We start from the raw sequence: 18,120 nt of genomic DNA on the forward strand, positions 1-18,120 counted from the left end.
TGCTTCGTCTAGCATCGGCGCAATGAGAGGATTACCCACGAACGAATGCGCGCTCGTCGACCGCATCGACCAGGCGGCGATGCTGCGTAAGGTCGAAACCTGGGCAGCGGTGAACAGCGGCACGCGCAACCTTGCCGGTGTCGCGCGGATGGCGACCCTGCTCGGCGACGCCTTCTCCCCCCTGCCCGGCACGATCACTCTGGTCGAGGCGGAACCGGTGCCGGCGGTGGGTGCGGACGGCAGCGTCACGACGCTGGAGCACGGCCGCCACCTGCATCTGGCGGTGCGACCGCAGGCGCCAGTGCAAATGCTGTTCACTGGCCATATGGACACGGTCTACCCCGTCGATCACCCGTTCCAAACGCTGACCACCCGCGACGACGGCACGATCAACGGACCCGGCACCGCCGACATGAAGGGCGGCCTCGCGGTGATGCTGGCGGCGCTGACCGCGATCGAGGCGTCGCCGGCCGCCAAGCAGTTGGGCTATGAGGTCGTCATCAATGCCGACGAGGAGACCGGTTCGCTGTCGTCCGCCGGGCTGCTCGCACGCGCCGCAGCGGGCAAGGTGGCGGCGCTCACCTACGAACCCGCGCTCGCCGATGGGACGCTGGCGGGCGCGCGGGGCGGCACCGGCAATTTCTCGATCGTCGTGCGTGGCCGCAGCGCGCATGCCGGGCGCAACCCCGACGACGGCCGCAACGCGATCGTCGCCGCGGCGGCACTTGCGGTGCGGCTCGCCGATGCGCGTGGCCCCGGACTCGCGGTCAATCCGGCACGGATCGACGGCGGCGGTCCCAACAATGTCGTGCCCGATCTGGCGATCCTGCGCATCAACTTCCGCCCGGTCGCCGCCGCCGCGATCGCACAGGCGCGGGCGGCGATCGACGACGCCGTCGCCGCGATCGCCGCCGCGCACGACGTCGCCATCACCGTTCATGGCGGCTTCAACCGCCCGCCCAAACCGATCGACGCCGGCGCGGAGCGATTGTTCGGGCTGGTCGCCGACGCGGGGGCCGACCTCGGCCTTGCCATCGGCTGGCGCGCAACCGGCGGGGTCTGCGACGGCAACAATATCGCCGCCGCGGGCGTACCGGTAGTCGACACGATGGGGGTGCGCGGCGGCGCGATCCATTCGCCCGACGAATATATGATCGTCGCAAGCCTCGCCGAACGCGCCACGCTGTCGGCGCTCACCATCAGCCGCATCGCAGCCAAAGGACGGCCATGACATTCCGCATCAGGGCCGCGCGTGCCGGCGACCTCCAGCACCTCTACGAAATGGCGAAGTTGACCGGCGGTGGCTTCACCAATCTACCGCCCGATCGCAAGGCGCTCGCCGCCAAGCTCGACCGCAGCGGCGCCGCCTTCGCGCGTGCCGACGGGCCGGTGACGGACGAACTGTTCGTGCTGATGCTGGAAAACGCCGCGACGGGCGAGGTCCGCGGCACCTGCCAGCTGTTCACGCAGGTCGGGCAGCAGCATCCCTTCTACTCCTATCGCCTCGGCACGCTGACCCAGCACAGCAGGGAGCTGGCGCGCACCTTTCGCGCCGAGATGCTGGCGCTCACCACCGATCTGGAGGGGGCGTGCGAAGTCGGCGGGCTGTTCCTGCACCCCGGCGAGCGTGCTGGCGGGCTCGGCCTGCTGCTGGCGCGTAGCCGCTATCTGTTTATCCGCGCGCATCGCGCGCGCTTCGCCGACCGCATCCTCGCCGAATTACGCGGGATCATCGACGAGGCGGGGGGATCGCCGTTCTGGGACGGCCTCGCCGGGCGCTTCTTCGGGATGAATTTCCAGGACGCCGACCAGTTCAATGCGACCAACGGCCACCAGTTCATCGCCGACCTGATGCCCAAGCACCCGATCTATACCGCGATGCTGTCCGAAGCGGCGCGATCCGCGATCGGCCTGCCCCACCCCAGCGGCCGCGCAGCGATGCGGATGCTGGAGAATGAGGGGTTCCACTACGAACATTATGTCGACATCTTCGATGGCGGCCCGACGATGACTGCGCGCACCGATCAGGTGCGGTCGATCACCGAGGCGCGCGAACAAACTATCGTCGCGATCGATGACGACGGCGGCAGCGAATCGCTGGTGGCGGTGGGGCGGCTCGGCGATTTTCGCTGCGCTTTCGGGCTGGTGCGGGAAGTAGGTGACGGCATCGTCCTCTCGCGCGGCTGCGCCGACACGCTGGCGGTGGCCGAGGACGACGTCGTCCTCCACGTGCCGCGCTGGTGACGGCCATGCTGACCGAGATCAATTTCGACGGGATCGTCGGGCCGAGTCACAACTATGCCGGCCTGTCGGCGGGCAATCTGGCTGCGACCGCGCATGCCGGCCGTGTGTCGCAGCCGCGCGCCGCGGCGCTGCAGGGGCTCGACAAGATGCGGGCCAATCTGGCGCTCGGGCTGGTGCAGGGGATCCTCTTGCCGCACCGCCGGCCCGACCATCGCTGGCTCGCGGCGCTCGCCACGACGCACGCCGAGGCACCGCCGTTGCTGCGAGCGCAGGCGATGTCGGCCTCGGCGATGTGGGCGGCGAATGCCGCGACCGTCTCGCCTGCGCCGGATACCGCGGACGGGCGCTGCCATCTCTCTGTCGCCAATCTGATGACGATGCCGCACCGCAGCCACGAATGGCCGGAGACGCTGGCGCAATTGCGCACCGCCTTCGCCGACGACGCCTTCGCGGTCCACGGCCCGGTGCCAGCGCCGTTCGGTGACGAGGGGGCGGCCAACCACATGCGGCTCGCCGCCTCGCACGATGCCCCAGGAGTGGAGGTGTTCGTCTACACCCTTCCCGGCGGGCCGTTCCCTGCCCGCCAGCACCCGCAGTCGAGCGAGGCGATCGCCCGCGCGCATCGGCTCGATCCGGCCCGCACCCTGTTCGTCCAGCAATCCGCGGACGCCATCGCCGCGGGCGCGTTCCATAACGACGTCGTCGCGGTCGCCAACGAACGCGTGCTGTTCGCGCACGAACAGGCCTTTGCCGACAAGGCAGGGTTTTATGCCGACCTCGTCCGGCTGCTGCCCGAGGTCGAGATCGTCGAGGTGCCGGCGAGCGCAGTCAGCCTCGCCGATGCCATCGCCTCCTATCTGTTCAACGCGCAACTGGTGTCGACCGCGGCCGGACCGACGCTGATCGTCCCCACCGAAGCGCGCGCCAACGCCGCGGTCTGGGGCTGGCTGCAACGGCATCTCGCCGGCAACGGGCCGATCCGTCGGGTCGAAACGGTCGACGTCACCCAGTCGATGGCGAACGGCGGCGGCCCCGCCTGCCTGCGCCTGCGCGTCGTCGCCGACCCCGCGACGATCGATCGGCGCTTCCTCGTCGACGCGGCACGGCTCGATGCTATCGGCGCGGTGGTGCGGCAATCGTGGCCCGAGACGATCGATCCGGCCGCCCTCGGCGATCCGGCGCTGGTCCGCGCCATCGAGACGGCGCATGCCCACCTGCTGGAGGCGCTCGATCTGTCGGATTACCTGACAGTTAACCACGTCGGGTAACCGGGGAATGGCGGTTTTCCGCCACTGGTCCACAGCTTGCTTAACTTTTGCGTATGTGGACCCGGATCAAGCGCCTCTTCACCATCAAGACCAAGTTCGAGGCCTTCCTCATCATCTACGGCCTCGGTCTCGGCGCGGTGGAACGCGGCGTGCATTACCTCCAGCAATATCCCGGCGTCGGCGGCTGGCTGCTCTTCGCCTGCTGCCCGGTCGCGGTGTTCATGGTCGGCGGCGTGCTGCTCGACGCGGTCGAGCGGCGGCAGGAAGACTAGAAGCGCCCCCAAGGATAAGTTCGTCGCATCCCCCGTCGGGGTGCTTATCTGCAACGTCATGACCGGGTTGACCCATTTGCAGCGGCTTGAGGCCGAGAGCATTCACATTTTGCGCGAAGTCGTCGCCGAGGCGGAACGCCCGGTGATGCTCTATTCCGTCGGCAAGGATTCGGCGGTGATGCTGCACCTCGCCAAGAAGGCCTTCTTTCCCGCCAGGCCGCCCTTCCCGCTGCTCCATGTCGATACGACGTGGAAATTCCGCGCGATGTACGACCTGCGCGACAAGGCGGCGGCGGACGCCGGCATGGACCTGATCGTCCACAAGAACCCGGACGCGGTGGCCGCGGGGATCAACCCGTTCGATCATGGCGGCCGCCACACCGACCTGTGGAAGACCGAGGGGTTGAAGCAGGCGCTGAAGGCGGGCGGCTATGACGTCGCCTTCGGCGGCGCCCGCCGCGACGAGGAGAAGAGCCGGGCAAAGGAACGCATCTTCTCGTTCCGTTCGGCAAGCCAGAGCTGGGATCCCAAGGCGCAGCGCCCCGAATTGTGGAACCTCTACAACGCCCGCATCCACCGCGGCGAGAGCATCCGCGTCTTTCCGATCTCCAACTGGACCGAGCTCGACATCTGGCAATATATCCTTGCCGAGGGGATCGAGATCGTCCCGCTTTACTTCGCCGCGCCACGGCCGACGGTCGAGCGCGACGGTATGCTGCTGATGGTCGACGACGACCGCTTCCGACTCCATCCGGGCGAGGTGCCGGTGGAACGCTCGATCCGCTTCCGCACGCTCGGCTGCTACCCGCTCACCGGCGCGGTCGAGAGCGAGGCGGCGACGCTGCCCGCGATCATCCAGGAGATGCTGCTGACCACCACCAGCGAGCGGCAGGGCCGCGCGATCGATCACGATCAGGCGGCGAGCATGGAGAAGAAGAAGCGCGAGGGCTATTTCTGATGACCGCCTACACTCCAGATGCGCTGATCGCCGAGGATATCCACGCCTATCTCGATACGCATGCACACAAGACGATGCTGCGCTTCATCACCTGCGGGTCGGTGGACGACGGCAAGTCGACGCTGATCGGCCGCCTGCTGTACGATTCGAAGACGATCTTCGAGGACCAGCTTGCCGCGCTGGAAGCGGACAGCCGCCGCGTCGGCACGCAGGGCCAGAATATCGACTTCGCGCTGCTGGTCGACGGCCTTGCCGCCGAGCGCGAACAGGGCATCACGATCGACGTCGCCTATCGCTTCTTCGCGACCGACCGGCGCAAGTTCATCGTCGCCGATACCCCCGGCCACGAACAATATACCCGCAACATGATTACCGGCGCCTCGACCGCCGATTGCGCGGTGATCCTGATCGACGCGCGCAAGGGCGTGCTGACGCAGACGCGGCGCCATTCGTTCCTCGCGCACCTGATCGGCATCCGCCAGATCGTGCTGGCGGTGAACAAGATGGATCTGGTCGGGCACGATCAGGCGACGTTCGATGCGATCGTCGACGATTATGCCGATTTCGCCGCCAGCATCGGCATCGCCGCCTTCACCGCCATCCCGCTGTCGGGCCTGAGCGGTGCGAACGTTACGACGCGGTCGGACGCGATGCCCTGGTATGACGGCCCAGCGCTGCTGCCGCATCTGGAGACGATCCCGGTCGATACCGATCGCGCCGCGGCGGGGCCGTTCCGGCTGCCGGTGCAATGGGTTAACCGCCCCGACCTCGATTTCCGCGGTTTCGCCGGCACGATCGCCGGCGGGCAGGTCCGCGTCGGCGATACGGTGCGCATCGTCCCGTCCGGCAGGACGACGACGGTCGCGCGGATCGTCACGCTGGACGGCGACCGCGATGGCGCCGTGGCGGGCGAGGCGGTGACGCTGGTGCTTGCCGACGAGGTCGATTGTTCGCGCGGCGATGTGATCGCGGCCGCCGATGCCCCGCCCGAGGCCGCCAACCAGTTCGAGGCGACGATCGTCTGGCTAGCAGACACCGCGCTGGTGCCGGGCCGCGGCTATTGGCTGAAGCTCGGCGCGCGCACGGTCGGCGCGACCGTCCAGCCGCCAAGCCATGTCGTCGACGTCAACACGCAGGCGCATCTGTCCGCCAAGACGCTGGCGCTGAACGACATCGGTGTCGCGGAGGTCTATACCGACGCACCGCTGGTGTTCGCGCCCTATGCCGACAGCCACGAACTCGGCGGCTTCATCCTGATCGACCGCGAGACCAATGCCACCGTCGCGGCGGGCATGATCCACCACGCGCTGCGGCGCGCGCAGAACGTCCATTGGCAATCGGTCGACATCACGCGGGAGGCGCATGCGCGGCAGAAGGGTCAGTCGCCCCGCCTGCTCTGGTTCACTGGCCTGTCGGGCTCGGGCAAGTCGACGATCGCCAATCTGGTCGAAAAGAAGCTGCACGCGCTCGGCCGGCACAGCTTCCTGCTCGACGGCGACAACGTGCGTCACGGCCTCAACCGGGACCTGGGTTTCAGCGACGCCGACAGGATCGAGAATATCCGCCGCGTCGGCGAGGTCGCGCGGCTGATGACCGATGCCGGGCTGATCGTACTGACTGCCTTCATCTCGCCATTCCGTGCCGAGCGCGACATGGTACGCGGCCTGATGCCCGCGGGCGAATTCGTCGAAATCTTCGTCGATACGCCGATCGAGGCGGCGGAGGCGCGCGACGTGAAGGGCCTGTATGCCAAGGCACGCGCCGGCCAGATCGCGCATTTCACGGGCATCTCCAGTCCGTATGAAGCGCCGGAGCGGCCCGAGATCCGCATCGACACGCGGTCCGAAACCGCCGAAGCTGCGGCCGAACGGATCGTCGAGCATGTGCTTGGCGTGTGGAGTTTCGAACTGTGACCGCCCTTGAGCAGAGCGACGTCGATCTGGCGCGTGCCGTCGCGCAGGAAGCCGGTGCGCTGCTGCTCGCGATCCGCGACCGCGGCACCGAGCAGGGCAAGGCGCTGGGCGACGCTGGCGACCGCGAGGCGAACGCGCTGATCCTCGACCGCCTGCGCGCCGCCCGGCCGGACGATTTCATCCTGTCCGAGGAATCGATCGACGACACCGCCCGCTGCGCGGCGCAACGGGTGTGGATCGTCGATCCCCTCGACGGCACGCGCGACTATGCCGAGGGGCTGGACGATTGGGCGGTCCACATCGGGCTGGCGATCGGCGGCCGGCCGGCGGTGGGCGCGGTCGCGGTGCCGACGACCGGGCGGATCTACACGACGGCCGATGCTGCCTGCGGTACGCGTGCCTGCGCGGTGCCGCCGCGGATGGTGGTGAGCCGCACCCGCGCGACCGACATGGTGGAGCGCGTCGGGGTGGCGCTGGCGACGACGCGGGTCGGCATGGGATCGGCCGGGGTCAAGGCGATGGCGGTGGTCGACGGCCGCGCCGACATCTACCTGCACGACGGCGGCCAGTATGAATGGGACAATTGCGCGCCGGCTGCGGTGGCGCTCGCCGCCGGCCTCCACGCCTCGCGGATCGACGGCAGCCCGCTTGTCTACAATTGCGCCAACCCGCTGCTGCCCGACCTGCTGATCTGCCGCCCCGAGCTGGCGGAACAGGTCCTCGCCGCGATCGCCGCTACGCGATAGCCTCGCCCTCGGCGACGCTCGCCGCATCGGCATAGCGGCGGGCGATCACCGCGCAGGCGATCAGCTGGATCTGGTGGAACAGCATCACCGGCAGAAGCACCGCACCGACCTGCGCCGCCGGGAACAGCACGCCAGCCATCGGCACGCCCGAAGCGAGGCTCTTCTTCGACCCGCAGAACAGCAGCACGATCGCATCCTCGCGGGTGAAGCCGAGCGCGCGCCCGGCAAACCACGTCATCGCCAGCACGATCCCGAGCAGCAGCGTGCAGACGATCGAGATGAGCGCGAGGTCGAACCCCGATACGCGGGACCACAGGCCCTCGACCACCGCCGCGCCGAAGGCGGTGTAGACGACCAGCAGGATCGAACCGCGATCGACGAAGGTCAGCAAGGTCTTCTGCCGTGCCACGAAACCGCCGATCCACGGCCGTAGCAGGTGTCCTGCAACGAACGGCACCAGTAGTTGCAGCACGATCGATTCGACCGCCGACAGCGAGATGCCGCCCCCCTGCCCGCCGACCCCTTGCATCAGCAGCGCGACGAGAGCGGGGGTGAGGATGATACCGATGAGGTTGGAGAAGGATGCGCTGCACACCGCCGCGGCGACGTTGCCGCGGGCGATGGCGGTGAAGGCAATCGAGGATTGCACGGTCGACGGCAGCAATGTCAGGAACAGCAGCCCAGACGCGACCGGCGCGGCCAGCCCCGGCATGTTGGACAAGGCGATGCCGAGCAGCGGAAAGACGACGAAGGTCGTCGCGAACACCGCCGCATGCAGCCGCCAGTTGCGTGCGCCCTCCCAGATCGCCGCGCGCGACAGCTTGGCGCCGTGGAGAAAGAACAACAGGACGATGCCGATGTCGGCGGCATAGCCGGCGATCACCGCCCATTGGCCCCGCGCCGGCAACAGACTGGCGAGCACCACCGTGCCGAGCAGCATCAGGATGAAGGGTTCGAAGAAGGAGAGGATGCGTCGGATCATGGCGATGGTCTAACGTGCCCAACCGGCGATGCCACCCCGTCGCCCGTGCAAAAATCGTCGGACCGCTTGCGCGCCGCGTAAGCCGGATACGAAAACCCCCGCCAAGCGAAAGGCTTGAAGCGGGGGAATTCCTGGTGCGCCCGGAACGATTCGAACGTCCGACCCTCAGATTCGTAGTCTGATGCTCTATCCAGCTGAGCTACGGGCGCACATCGGAGGCGCGCTGATAGCAGACGCTTGGGAAGGCGCAAGTGCGTTGCGTCATTTTCTTGGCTCCCATAGACGCATATGCATGAAAACCGCCGCCGCGCTCGCCCTCGTCGCCCTCTCGCTCGCCGGGTGCACGCGCGACACGACGGCCTATCCCTCGCTCGCCCCGCGCGCGGTCGAGCAACTTGGCTTCGCCGAACCCGAGGTGCCGATCGTCGAAGCCAAGCCCGATCCGGCGCTCGACGCACGGATCGTCGCGCTTGGCCGGTCGCTGGACGGCACGACCACCGGGTTCACCGCCGACGCCGCCAAGGCGGAGACTGCGGGTGCACGCGCGCGCGGCAAGCCGGTCGGTAGCGATGCATGGCTCGATGCGCAAACCGCGCTGGCGCAGCTCGACGACTGGCGGGCGCAGACGTCGTCGCTGTTGACCGATGCCGACGGACTCGCCAGCGACCGCGCCGCGCAGCTCCTGCCCCCCTATCCGTCGCTCGCCGCCCTGCACGACCGGATCGCCGCCGAGACGCAGCGGCAAAGCACGACGATCGACCGGCTGCAGGCCGCGCTCCCCGCCGCCTAGGGTTTCCACTTCAGCAGCGGCAGGATCGTCGAATAATCGTCGGTCCACGCCTCCAGCCCCGCCCGGCGGGTCAGCGCCGCCCATTGCGGGTCGCCGGCCGTCAATGCCGCGAGCGTCGCCGGATCGCGCGATACCGCGATCCACTGGCTCGCCGAGGCGACCGCGGTATATTTCGGCGGCTGGTAGTAGAGCTTCGTCGCCTGCCAGCCACCGTCCGCGGCGAGCGCCGCCACGACCGGCTCCAGATCGAGGAAGCGGTTGGAGATATGCACCAGCAGCAGCCCGCGCGGCTGCAGCACCCATGCATAGGCCGCGAACGCCTCCCGGGTCATCAGGTGCATCGGGATCGCGTCGGACGAAAAGGCGTCGAGCGTCAGCAGGTCGAGGCTCGCGGGGGCATCGCGCTCGATACTGAGGCGGGCGTCGCCGATCCGGATGACCGGATCGGGCAGGCAGTTCTTGAGATAGGTGAACTGGCCGGTGTCGCGCGCGATGCGGATCACCGCCGGGTCGATCTCGTAGAAGCGCCAGTGCTGCCCCGGCTGCGCATAGCAGGCGAGCGTCCCCGTCCCCAGCCCGACGACGCCGACCCGGGCGCCGCGGCCGTACAGCCGGTCGAGCGCCCCCATCGCCTGACCGATGCCCGACGGTGGCGCATAATAGGTGGTCGGCAGCCGTTCGAGCACCGGATTGCCGGTGAACTGGATGCCATGGACGGTGGTGCCATGGTCGAGCTCGCGTACGCCGGTGCGGTCGCGAATGGTGTAGACGCCGAAATAGCTCCGCGTCCGCGCGCCCGTTTCCAGCGACAGCTCGACCGCACGCCAGCCGCCGAAGATCACCAGCGTCACCGCGAGGATCAGCGCATAGGTCCAGCGCGCACCGACCGAGACGATCCCGATCGCCGCGATGGCGATGAAGGTCAGCCCCTGATGACCGTCGCCGAACATCTCCGCCGGCCCCCAAAAGGTCAGGCCGGCGAACAGCAGCAGCACCGCGACGATCACGCCCTGCGCGCTCCGCCGCCGCGACGGCGTCATCCACAGCCGGCGGATACCGGCGGTCAGATAGACCTGCGGCACGAGCAGCCCCGCCGCGAAGATCAGGATCGGATATTCATAGGTCCAGTCGAACACCACCGGTGCGACCAGCCCTGCGAACACCCCACCCAGCGCACCGCCGAACGCCATCGCCAGATAGAATCCGGTCAGCCGGTCGGGATCGGGCCGCAGCCGGTACATCCGGGTGTGCAGCGCGACCGACACCATGAACAGCAGGATGAGCGCGATGCCGAGGTTGGCGATCGGCATCTGGCTGACGCCGCCGATCATGATCCCGCCGAACAGCAGGATGGTGATCGGCGCGATCCGCGTCAGCAGGTCGGCGATCTCGCGATTGGCGGCGAAAGCGATGGTGAAGCTGAGCAGGTACAGGCCGAGCGGCAGCACCCACAGCAGCGGCATCGCGACGATATCGGTGGTGATATAGGTCGAGGTCGCCAGCATCAGCCCGGACGGCACCAGCGCGAGCGCGATCCAGTGCAGCACCCGGGCGCGCGTCGCCGGCACGCTGGTCGGCCGCGCGGTTTCGCCGGTCGCGGCGCGGGGCAGGCGCAGCGCACACAGCGCGACGAGCGCGATCAGCAGGACATAGCCGCCGGTCCACAGCCAGCTCTGCTGGCGCAGCGGCAGCAGCGGCTCGACCAGCAGGGGGTAAGCGATCAGCCCGCCGAAACTGCCGAGGTTGGACGCAGCATAGAGCGCATAGGGATCGCCGCCGCGGCTGGCGATGCTGAACCAGCGTTGCACCAGGGGTGCCTGCGCCGACACCGCGAAGAACAGCGGCCCGATCGACGCGCCAAACAGCCACGGCACCCACAGCGCCGGGGTCACCGCCGGCGGCCCGTCGCCGAGCGCGAGCCCGATCGGCAACCAGATCACGCCGAGCAGCAGCACGCCGAGATGCACCGCCGCCTGCACCCACGGCCGTATCCGCGCCAGCGCATGGGCATAGGCGTATCCGCCGAGCAGCAGCGTCTGGTAGACCAGCATCGCCGAATTCCACACCGCCGGCGCCCCGCCCAGCCGCGGCAACGCCATCCGCGCGACCATCGGCTGGACGAGGAACAGCAGGAACGATCCCGTCAGGATCGTGCCGACGAACGTGATCCGGCAGGCACGGGTCGACATCGTCGCGCTCATCCGGCGCGGTCGATCGCATAGACGACATGGCGGCAGAGCGGATGATCGCTGGCGAATTGCGGGTGATCGAAATCGAGCTGTGGCCGCGGGGTCATGCCCAGCCGCAGCATCAGGCCCCAAGACGGCGCATTGCCGGGAACGGTCCAGGCGACGATCCGGTTACGATCCGTGTTGGCAAATCCCCAGGCGATGCACGCCTCGGCCGCCTCGCGGGCATAGCCCTGCCCCCAGCAATCCGCCGCGAAGCGCCAGCCGATCTCCAGCTCGTCATGCACGGGGGTGCCGGCGTGACCGCCGATCCGCAGCCCGCAGAAGCCGATCAGCCGACTGTCGTCGCGACGTTCGACTGCCCAGAAGCAATGGCCCCGATCGGCCTGCATCGCCCGCTGGCGCTCGATCATCGCATCGCTGTCCGCAGCGTCCTTCGGGCCGCCGAGCCACCGCGTCACCGCCGGATCGCGGTTGATCGTGGCGAACGGCGCGCGATCGGCATCGCGCCACGGCCGCAGGATCAGGCGCGCGGTCGCGATCATGCGTTCAGCAGTCGCGCCGCATGCGCCGCATGATAGGTGAGCACGCCCGAACAGCCGGCGCGCTTGAACGCCATCAGCGTTTCGAGCACCAGCGCGTCGCGCTCGCCGGCGCCCGCCGCGACCGATGCCTCCAGCATCGCGTACTCGCCGGACACCTGGTAGGCGAACACCGGCACTTCGAACCGCTGCTTCACCCGCAGGATGATGTCGAGATAGGGCAGCCCCGGTTTGACCATGACGCTGTCCGCGCCTTCGGCCAGATCGAGCGCAACCTCGCGCAGCGCCTCCTCGGAGTTGGCGGCGTCCATCTGATAGGTCTTCTTGTCGCCCTTGAGCAGCCCCCGGCTGCCGACCGCATCGCGGAACGGGCCGTAGAAGCCGCTCGCGTACTTCGCCGCATAGCTCATGATCTGGACGTTATGCGCGCCCTCGCCTTCCAGCGCGGCGCGGATCATGCCGATGCGGCCGTCCATCATGTCGGACGGCGCGATGACGTCGGCGCCCGCGCGCGCCTGGTTGACCGCCTGATGGATCAGCAGGTCCGCGGTCGTGTCGTTGACGACATAGCCCGCCGCATCGACCAGACCGTCATGGCCGTGGCTGGTATAGGGGTCGAGCGCGACGTCGGTCAGCACGCCGACCTCCGGCACCGCATCCTTGATCGCGCGCGTCGCCCGGCACATCAGATTGTCGGGATTGAGCGCCTCGCGTCCGTCCTCGGTCCTGAGGTGCGCCGGTGTGTACGGGAATAGCGCGACGCACGGGATCCCGAGGTCGCGCGCCTCCCTGGCCCGGGCGACGATCTGGTCGACCGACCAGCGCGATACGCCGGGCAGGCTGGCGATCGGTTGTTCCACGCCCTCGCCCTCGACGATGAACAGCGGCCAGATGAGGTCCGCCGGCGTCAGCACGGTTTCGGCATGCATCCGGCGGCTCCAGGCGGAGGCGCGGGTGCGGCGCAGGCGCAGCGCGGGATAGGCAGCGGTCATGACGTATCCACTTAAAGATGTGCGGCGGCTTTGAGGGATCGCAGCGCACTTGCCAAGCGTTGCGCAGGCGTAACCGATCGGAACCCCATGACCCAATTCACGTCTGCCGCTCTGATCGTCAACGCCAAGTCGCGCCGGGGACAGAAGCTGTTCAAGCGCGCCTGCGCGGCAATGAAGGGCCTGCCCTTCCCGGTGGACGCGCATGCGGTCGAGGATCCCGAGGATCTGGAACGGACGGTCAACGCCGCGCTGGCGAAAAAGCCGCAACTGGTGATCCTGGGCGGCGGCGACGGCACGGTCAGCGGCCTCGTCGACCTGCTCGTCGGCAAGGGCGTCGTCCTGGGCGTCCTGCCGCTCGGCACCGCCAACAGCTTCGCGCGGACGCTCGGGCTACCGCTCGACGTCGAGGGCGCGGTCGAGGCGATCCGCACCGGCCGGCCCAAGCGCATCGACCTCGGCATGATCGATGGCGATTATTTCGCCAATTGCGCCGCGATGGGAATCAGCCCGCAGATCGCCGAGACGGTGCCGCACGGCCTCAAGAAGGTGCTGGGGCGGATCGGCTATCTCGGTTGGGCGACGTGGCAGTTCGCGCGGTTCAAGCCGTTCATCCTCACCGTCGACGACGGCAACGCGGTGAAGACGATGCGGGTGGTCGAGGTGCGAATCAGCAACGGCCCCTATCACGGCGGCACCTGGCTGGTGGACGAGGCGAGCATCAATTCGGGCGAGATCGTCGTGCAGGCGGTGACCGGCCGCTACAAGCGAACGCTGGCGAAGAATTGGGCGGCGAGCTTCTTCGGCCACGATTCGCGGCATCAGGACACGGTCACCTTCGCAGGCAAGTCGCTCAAGATCGATACGCGGCCGTCGATGCCGATCTCGATCGACGGTGAGGTGCTGGCGCACACACCGGTCACCGCGAAGGTTGCCGCCGGGGTGATCGAGGTGATGGTCCCGGCCTGACGGGACGCATCCTCTCCCGGCAGGAGGTCGAGGACAACCGCGCTCAGCCGCTCGGCTGCAACCGCCCGCCCGGCTCCGCCACCGTATGACTGTGCTCGTGCGCCTCCTCGGCATCGGGCGCGACGACCAGGTTGCCGCGCCGCCAGTTGCCGTAGCGATAGTAGAGCCCGGCCATCGCGAGGTTGACCACCGATCCGACCGGAAAGCTCCACCAGAGCGAATCCACCCCCAGCCAGCCGCGCGCGCCGAGCGCGAAACCGATGCGGACAGGATACATCGAGATGAACAGGAACAGCAGCGGCGCCAGCACCGCGCCGTTCGCCCGCACGGTGGAGAAGAGCACCATCGTCACGCCGAAGACGACGAAGTTCCAGCTCGCGATCAGCTGGATATGGCGCGCGATCGGCAGCGCCGGGCTGGTATCGGGGACGAACAGCGTCATCACCTGCCGGTCGAACAGGATGACCATCGCGACCATCACGCCGGTCAGCGCGATATTGTAGAGCACGCCGAAGAGGGTGATGCTGGCGACGCGATCCCAGCGGTTCGCGCCGATATTCTGCGCCGCCATCGCGCTGACCGCGGCGCCGATCGCCAGCGCCGGCATCTGGATATAGGTCCACAATTGCTGCGACACCGCATAGGCCGCCGCGGTGTCGACGCCCTGCCGGTTGACCAGCCCGACCATCGTCAGCCCCGCCGACGACATCACCAGCATCTGCGCACCCATCGGCAGGCCCTTGCGGACGATCGTGCCCGCGAGTTCGCGTCCCGGCCGGATCCAGCCGAACTCGTGGCCACGCAGGCGGATCGGCAGGTCCCTCGCATAGACATAGGCGACGAGGCCGGCGAGCGCGAGGTGGTTGGCGATCAGCGTCGCCCAGGCCGAGCCGGCAATGCCGAGCCGCGGGAACGGCCCGATCCCGGCGATCAGCAACGGGTTGAGACCGCTGTCGAGCAGCACGCTCAGCGCCATGAACCACAAGGGCGTCAGCGAATCGCCGGTGCCACGCAATCCCATCATGACGAGCACGAGCAGCATCGAGGCGGGCAGGCCGAGGAAGATGACCTGAAGATACGCCTCCGCCAGCGCCATCGCATCGCCGGGCGTGGCGAGCAGGCGCAGGATCTGCGCCGAGAACAGCCAGCCGAGGATCGCGATCCCGACCGATCCCGCCAGCACCAGCCCGATCGCGGCGCCGAACGCGCGGCGCCCGCCCTCGACATCGCGGCGGCCGAAGCTCTGCCCGACGAGGATGGTCGCGGCCATGCCGAAGCCGAACACCGCGCCGAACATCAGGAACATGATGATGTTGGCGTTCGACGTCGCCGCCAGCGCGCCCTCGCCGAGGAAGCGCCCGACCCAGATCGCGTTGATCGAGCCGTTGAGCGACTGGAGGATGTTCGACCCCAGCGTCGGCAGCGCAAAGGCCAGCAAGGTGCCGCCGATCGCACCGGAGGTCAGGTCGCGCTGCGGTTTCGGCACGTCGGCATCCTATCGGTCAGAGCGCAAGGGTCGGAAATCTCGGCCCGCGCGATCCGCGGCCGAGCGCGCCGGCTACCCCAGTCGCGCCAGCGCCGCCGACAGCCGTTCGGCCTCCGCCGCCTTGTCGGCATGGTCGGCCCGCGCCTTCTCGACCGCTTCCGGCTTGGCGCGCTCGACGAAGCTCGGATTGCCGAGGCGGCCGGCGAGGCCGTCACGCTCCTTCTCCGCCGCGGCGATCGCCTTGGTCAGGCGCGTGCGCTCCGCATCGAGGTCGATGACGCCCTCCAGCGGCAGCACGAAGGTCGCCTCGTCCACCACGACCTGCGCCGCGCCGCCAGTGGCGTCGCCGTCGGCGCGCTCGACCCGGGCGAGCCGCGCCAGCACCGTCGACTGGCGCGCCAGACGTTCCGCCGTCTGCGTGCCCGCGTCGCGCACATGCAGCGGCAGGCGCGCGCCCGGCGGGACGTTCAGCTCGGTGCGTGCCGCGCGGATCTCGCCGACCAGCCGGATCAGCCAGTCGATCTCCTGCTCCGCCGCCGGATCGAGGCTGCGCGCATCCGCCATCGGCCATTGCGCGACGATCAGGTCGTGGCTCCGCGGCGCCATCGCATGCCACAGTTCCTCGGTGATGAACGGCATGAACGGGTGGAGCAGCACGAGGATCTGGTCGAGCACCCAGCCGGCGACCGCCTTGCTCTCGGGATCGATCACCCCGCGCTCCTCGCCGACCGACACCGGCTTGATGAGCTCGAGATACCAGTCGCAGAAGCGGCTCCAGACGAACTGGTAGATCGCATTCGCCGCGCCGTCGAACCGGTAGTCGGCGAGCGCAAGGTCGACCGCCTGCACGGTCCGGACCGTCTCGGCGATGATCCATGTGTTGACCGCCAGCGACGCCGCCGGCGCCTCCAGCGTCGTCGACCCGCCGATGCCGTTCGCCTGGCAGAAGCGGCTCGCGTTCCACAGCTTGGTCGCGAAGTTGCGATAACCCTCGACCCGCTTCTCATCCATCTTGATGTCGCGGCCCTGGCTTTCCATCGCCGCCATGAAGAAGCGCAGCGCATCGGCGCCGTATGTGTCGATCAGCCCGAGCGGGTCGACGGTATTGCCCTTCGATTTGGACATCTTGGCGCCATCCGCCGCGCGCACCAGCCCGTGCAGATAGAGCGTGCGGAACGGCACGTCCTTCATGAAGTGGATGCCCTGCATCATCATCCGCGCATCCCAGAAGAACAGGATGTCGAAGCCTGAAATCAGGACGTCGTTCGGGTAGCGTCCGCCGAGCGCCGCATCGCCGTTCTCCGGCCAGCCTAGCGTCGCGAACGGCCAGAGCGCCGAAGAGAACCACGTGTCGAGTACGTCGGGATCGCGGACCAGCGCGACGCCCGGGCCGGCTTCGGCCTGCGCCTCCGCCTCGGTTTCCGCGACGAAGATGCGGCCGTCGTCAGCGAACCATGCCGGGATCTGGTGGCCCCACCACAATTGCCGGCTGACGCACCACGGCTGGATGTTCTCCATCCAGTTGAAGAAGGTCTTCTCCCACGTCTTGGGCACGATCTGGATCGCGCCTGAACGCACCGCCTCGATCGCGGGCTTCGCCAGCGTCGCCGCATCGACATACCACTGATCGGTCAGCCACGGTTCGATCACCACGCCCGACCGGTCGCCATAAGGCGTCTGGATCGTCCGCGGCTCGGCGTCATGTTCCGCGCCGTCCTTGTCGACGTGCGGGATCAGGACGCCGTCCGCCTTGAGCCGCGCGACCACCGCCTTGCGCGCCTCCGCGGTCGTCAGGCCGAGCAGATCGTCGGGGATCAGGCCGTCGCGGGTCTGGACGACCTGCGCCCTCGCATCGAGCATGTTGAGCATGTCGCGCGCCTCGATCCCGGCGCGGCGGCCGACCTCGAAATCGTTGAAGTCATGCCCCGGCGTGATCTTCACCGCGCCCGACCCCAGTTCGGGATCGGCATGCTCGTCGGCGACGATCGGGATCAACCGGCCGGTGATCGGCAGCCGCACGTGTCGCCCGATCAGCGCGGTGTAGCGCGCATCCTCCGGGTTCACCGCGACCGCCATGTCGGCGAGCATCGTCTCGGGCCGCGTCGTCGCGACCTCGATGAAGCCCGATCCGTCGTCGAGCGGATAGCGCAGATGCCAGAACTGGCCCTTGATCTCGCGCGTCTCGACCTCGAGGTCGCTGATCGCGGTGCCGAGGCCCGGGTCCCAGTTCACCAGACGCTTGTCGCGATAGAGCAGCCCCTGGCGGTGCAGCTCGACGAACACCTTGAGGACCGCTTTCGAAAAGCCCTCGTCCATCGTGAACCGCTCGTTCGCCCAGTCCATCGAACAGCCAAGCCGGCGGAGCTGGCGCGTGATCTCGCCGCCGCTTTCCGCCTTCCAGTCCCAGACCTTGGCGACGAATTCCTCGCGGGTGAAGTCGGTGCGCTTCTGCTGGCGGAGCGCCATCTGCCGCTCGACCACCATCTGCGTCGCGATGCCGGCATGGTCGGTGCCGACCACCCAGAGCGCGTCCTTGCCCTTCAGCCGCGCGTGCCGCGTCAGGATATCCTGCAGCGTATTGTCGAGCGCATGGCCGATGTGGAGCGAGCCGGTGACGTTGGGCGGCGGGTTGACGATCGTCCACGGCTCCGCGCCCGGTCGGTCCGGGCGGAACAGCCCCTCGGTTTCCCAATGGTCGTACCAGCGCTGTTCGATGGCGGCGGGGTCGAAGGTCTTAGCGAGCTCGGTCATCCCCGCCCCTTAGCGGGGGTG

15 protein-coding genes and 1 tRNA gene are annotated in these 18,120 nt (G+C 68.4%); 9 read left to right on the top strand and 7 right to left on the bottom strand.

Features of this window, described 5'->3' with window-relative positions; translation table 11 throughout:
* Positions 1 to 22: 22 nt before the first annotated feature.
* From B2515_RS07610 to B2515_RS07640, 7 genes are read left to right on the top strand one after another with little or no spacing between them, the layout of a single operon-like run.
* Positions 23 to 1,231, top strand: coding sequence for a hydrolase (locus B2515_RS07610; RefSeq protein ID WP_293875433.1), 1,209 nt, complete (start codon positions 23 to 25; stop codon positions 1,229 to 1,231).
* A complete protein-coding gene (locus B2515_RS07615; protein ID WP_293875435.1) occupies positions 1,228 to 2,244 on the top strand; it encodes an arginine N-succinyltransferase in 1,017 nt (338 codons plus the stop codon). Before B2515_RS07610 ends, B2515_RS07615 begins: the two co-directional genes overlap by 4 nt.
* A 5-nt stretch (positions 2,245 to 2,249) precedes the next feature.
* The gene (locus B2515_RS07620; RefSeq protein WP_293875437.1) at positions 2,250 to 3,512 is read left to right on the top strand and encodes an N-succinylarginine dihydrolase; all 1,263 of its coding nucleotides are present in this window, start codon (positions 2,250 to 2,252) and stop codon (positions 3,510 to 3,512) included.
* A gap of 53 nt (positions 3,513 to 3,565) precedes the next feature.
* Positions 3,566 to 3,784 (top strand): hypothetical protein, encoded by a 219-nt coding sequence (locus B2515_RS07625; RefSeq protein ID WP_293875439.1) that lies wholly within the window; start codon positions 3,566 to 3,568, stop codon positions 3,782 to 3,784.
* Positions 3,785 to 3,842: 58 nt separating this feature from the next.
* Positions 3,843 to 4,742, top strand: coding sequence for a sulfate adenylyltransferase subunit CysD (cysD, locus tag B2515_RS07630; protein ID WP_293875441.1), 900 nt, complete (start codon positions 3,843 to 3,845; stop codon positions 4,740 to 4,742).
* The gene (cysN, locus tag B2515_RS07635; RefSeq protein WP_293875443.1) at positions 4,742 to 6,655 is read left to right on the top strand and encodes a sulfate adenylyltransferase subunit CysN; all 1,914 of its coding nucleotides are present in this window, start codon (positions 4,742 to 4,744) and stop codon (positions 6,653 to 6,655) included. Before cysD ends, cysN begins: the two co-directional genes overlap by 1 nt.
* On the top strand, positions 6,652 to 7,401 hold the full coding sequence (locus B2515_RS07640; protein ID WP_293875445.1) for a 3'(2'),5'-bisphosphate nucleotidase CysQ: 750 nt from the start codon (positions 6,652 to 6,654) through the stop codon (positions 7,399 to 7,401). The genes cysN and B2515_RS07640 overlap by 4 nt, the downstream gene beginning before the upstream one ends.
* Here B2515_RS07640 and B2515_RS07645 read toward each other — a convergent pair.
* Positions 7,391 to 8,383 carry a bile acid:sodium symporter family protein gene (locus B2515_RS07645; RefSeq protein WP_293875447.1) on the bottom strand — a complete coding sequence of 331 codons (993 nt, stop codon included), beginning with the start codon at positions 8,381 to 8,383 and terminating at the stop codon, positions 7,391 to 7,393. The two genes, B2515_RS07640 and B2515_RS07645, sit on opposite strands and share 11 nt — an antisense overlap.
* Positions 8,384 to 8,515: 132 nt before the next feature.
* Positions 8,516 to 8,592 (bottom strand) — tRNA-Arg (locus tag B2515_RS07650).
* Positions 8,593 to 8,675: 83 nt separating this feature from the next.
* Between B2515_RS07650 and B2515_RS07655 the strand changes: the two genes are divergently transcribed.
* On the top strand, positions 8,676 to 9,173 hold the full coding sequence (locus B2515_RS07655) for a hypothetical protein (protein WP_293875449.1): 498 nt from the start codon (positions 8,676 to 8,678) through the stop codon (positions 9,171 to 9,173).
* Here B2515_RS07655 and B2515_RS07660 read toward each other — a convergent pair.
* Genes B2515_RS07660 through hemB form a run of 3 tightly spaced genes read right to left on the bottom strand, consistent with a single transcriptional unit; the run spans position 9,170 to position 12,896 of the window.
* Positions 9,170 to 11,374 carry a spermidine synthase gene (locus tag B2515_RS07660; RefSeq protein WP_293875451.1) on the bottom strand — a complete coding sequence of 735 codons (2,205 nt, stop codon included), beginning with the start codon at positions 11,372 to 11,374 and terminating at the stop codon, positions 9,170 to 9,172. The genes B2515_RS07655 and B2515_RS07660 overlap by 4 nt on opposite strands.
* Positions 11,371 to 11,907 carry a GNAT family N-acetyltransferase gene (locus tag B2515_RS07665; protein WP_293875453.1) on the bottom strand — a complete coding sequence of 179 codons (537 nt, stop codon included), beginning with the start codon at positions 11,905 to 11,907 and terminating at the stop codon, positions 11,371 to 11,373. Before B2515_RS07665 ends, B2515_RS07660 begins: the two co-directional genes overlap by 4 nt.
* A complete protein-coding gene (gene hemB / locus B2515_RS07670; RefSeq protein WP_293875455.1) occupies positions 11,904 to 12,896 on the bottom strand; it encodes a porphobilinogen synthase in 993 nt (330 codons plus the stop codon). The genes B2515_RS07665 and hemB overlap by 4 nt, the downstream gene beginning before the upstream one ends.
* Before the next feature lie 87 nt (positions 12,897 to 12,983).
* Between hemB and B2515_RS07675 the strand changes: the two genes are divergently transcribed.
* On the top strand, positions 12,984 to 13,862 hold the full coding sequence (locus tag B2515_RS07675) for a diacylglycerol/lipid kinase family protein (RefSeq protein WP_293875457.1): 879 nt from the start codon (positions 12,984 to 12,986) through the stop codon (positions 13,860 to 13,862).
* Positions 13,863 to 13,905: 43 nt separating this feature from the next.
* Here the strand turns inward: B2515_RS07675 and B2515_RS07680 are convergent, their stop codons facing one another.
* Together B2515_RS07680 and B2515_RS07685 are read right to left on the bottom strand one after the other, a co-directional pair.
* Positions 13,906 to 15,348: an MATE family efflux transporter gene (locus B2515_RS07680; RefSeq protein ID WP_293875459.1), complete on the bottom strand. Its 1,443-nt coding sequence runs from the start codon at positions 15,346 to 15,348 to the stop codon at positions 13,906 to 13,908.
* 72 nt (positions 15,349 to 15,420) lie between these two features.
* Positions 15,421 to 18,099: a valine--tRNA ligase gene (locus B2515_RS07685; RefSeq protein ID WP_293875461.1), complete on the bottom strand. Its 2,679-nt coding sequence runs from the start codon at positions 18,097 to 18,099 to the stop codon at positions 15,421 to 15,423.
* Between the last annotated feature and the right edge of the window lie 21 nt (positions 18,100 to 18,120).

The organism is Sphingomonas sp. UBA978 (assembly GCF_002292295.1).
Classification (GTDB): domain Bacteria; phylum Pseudomonadota; class Alphaproteobacteria; order Sphingomonadales; family Sphingomonadaceae; genus Sphingomonas.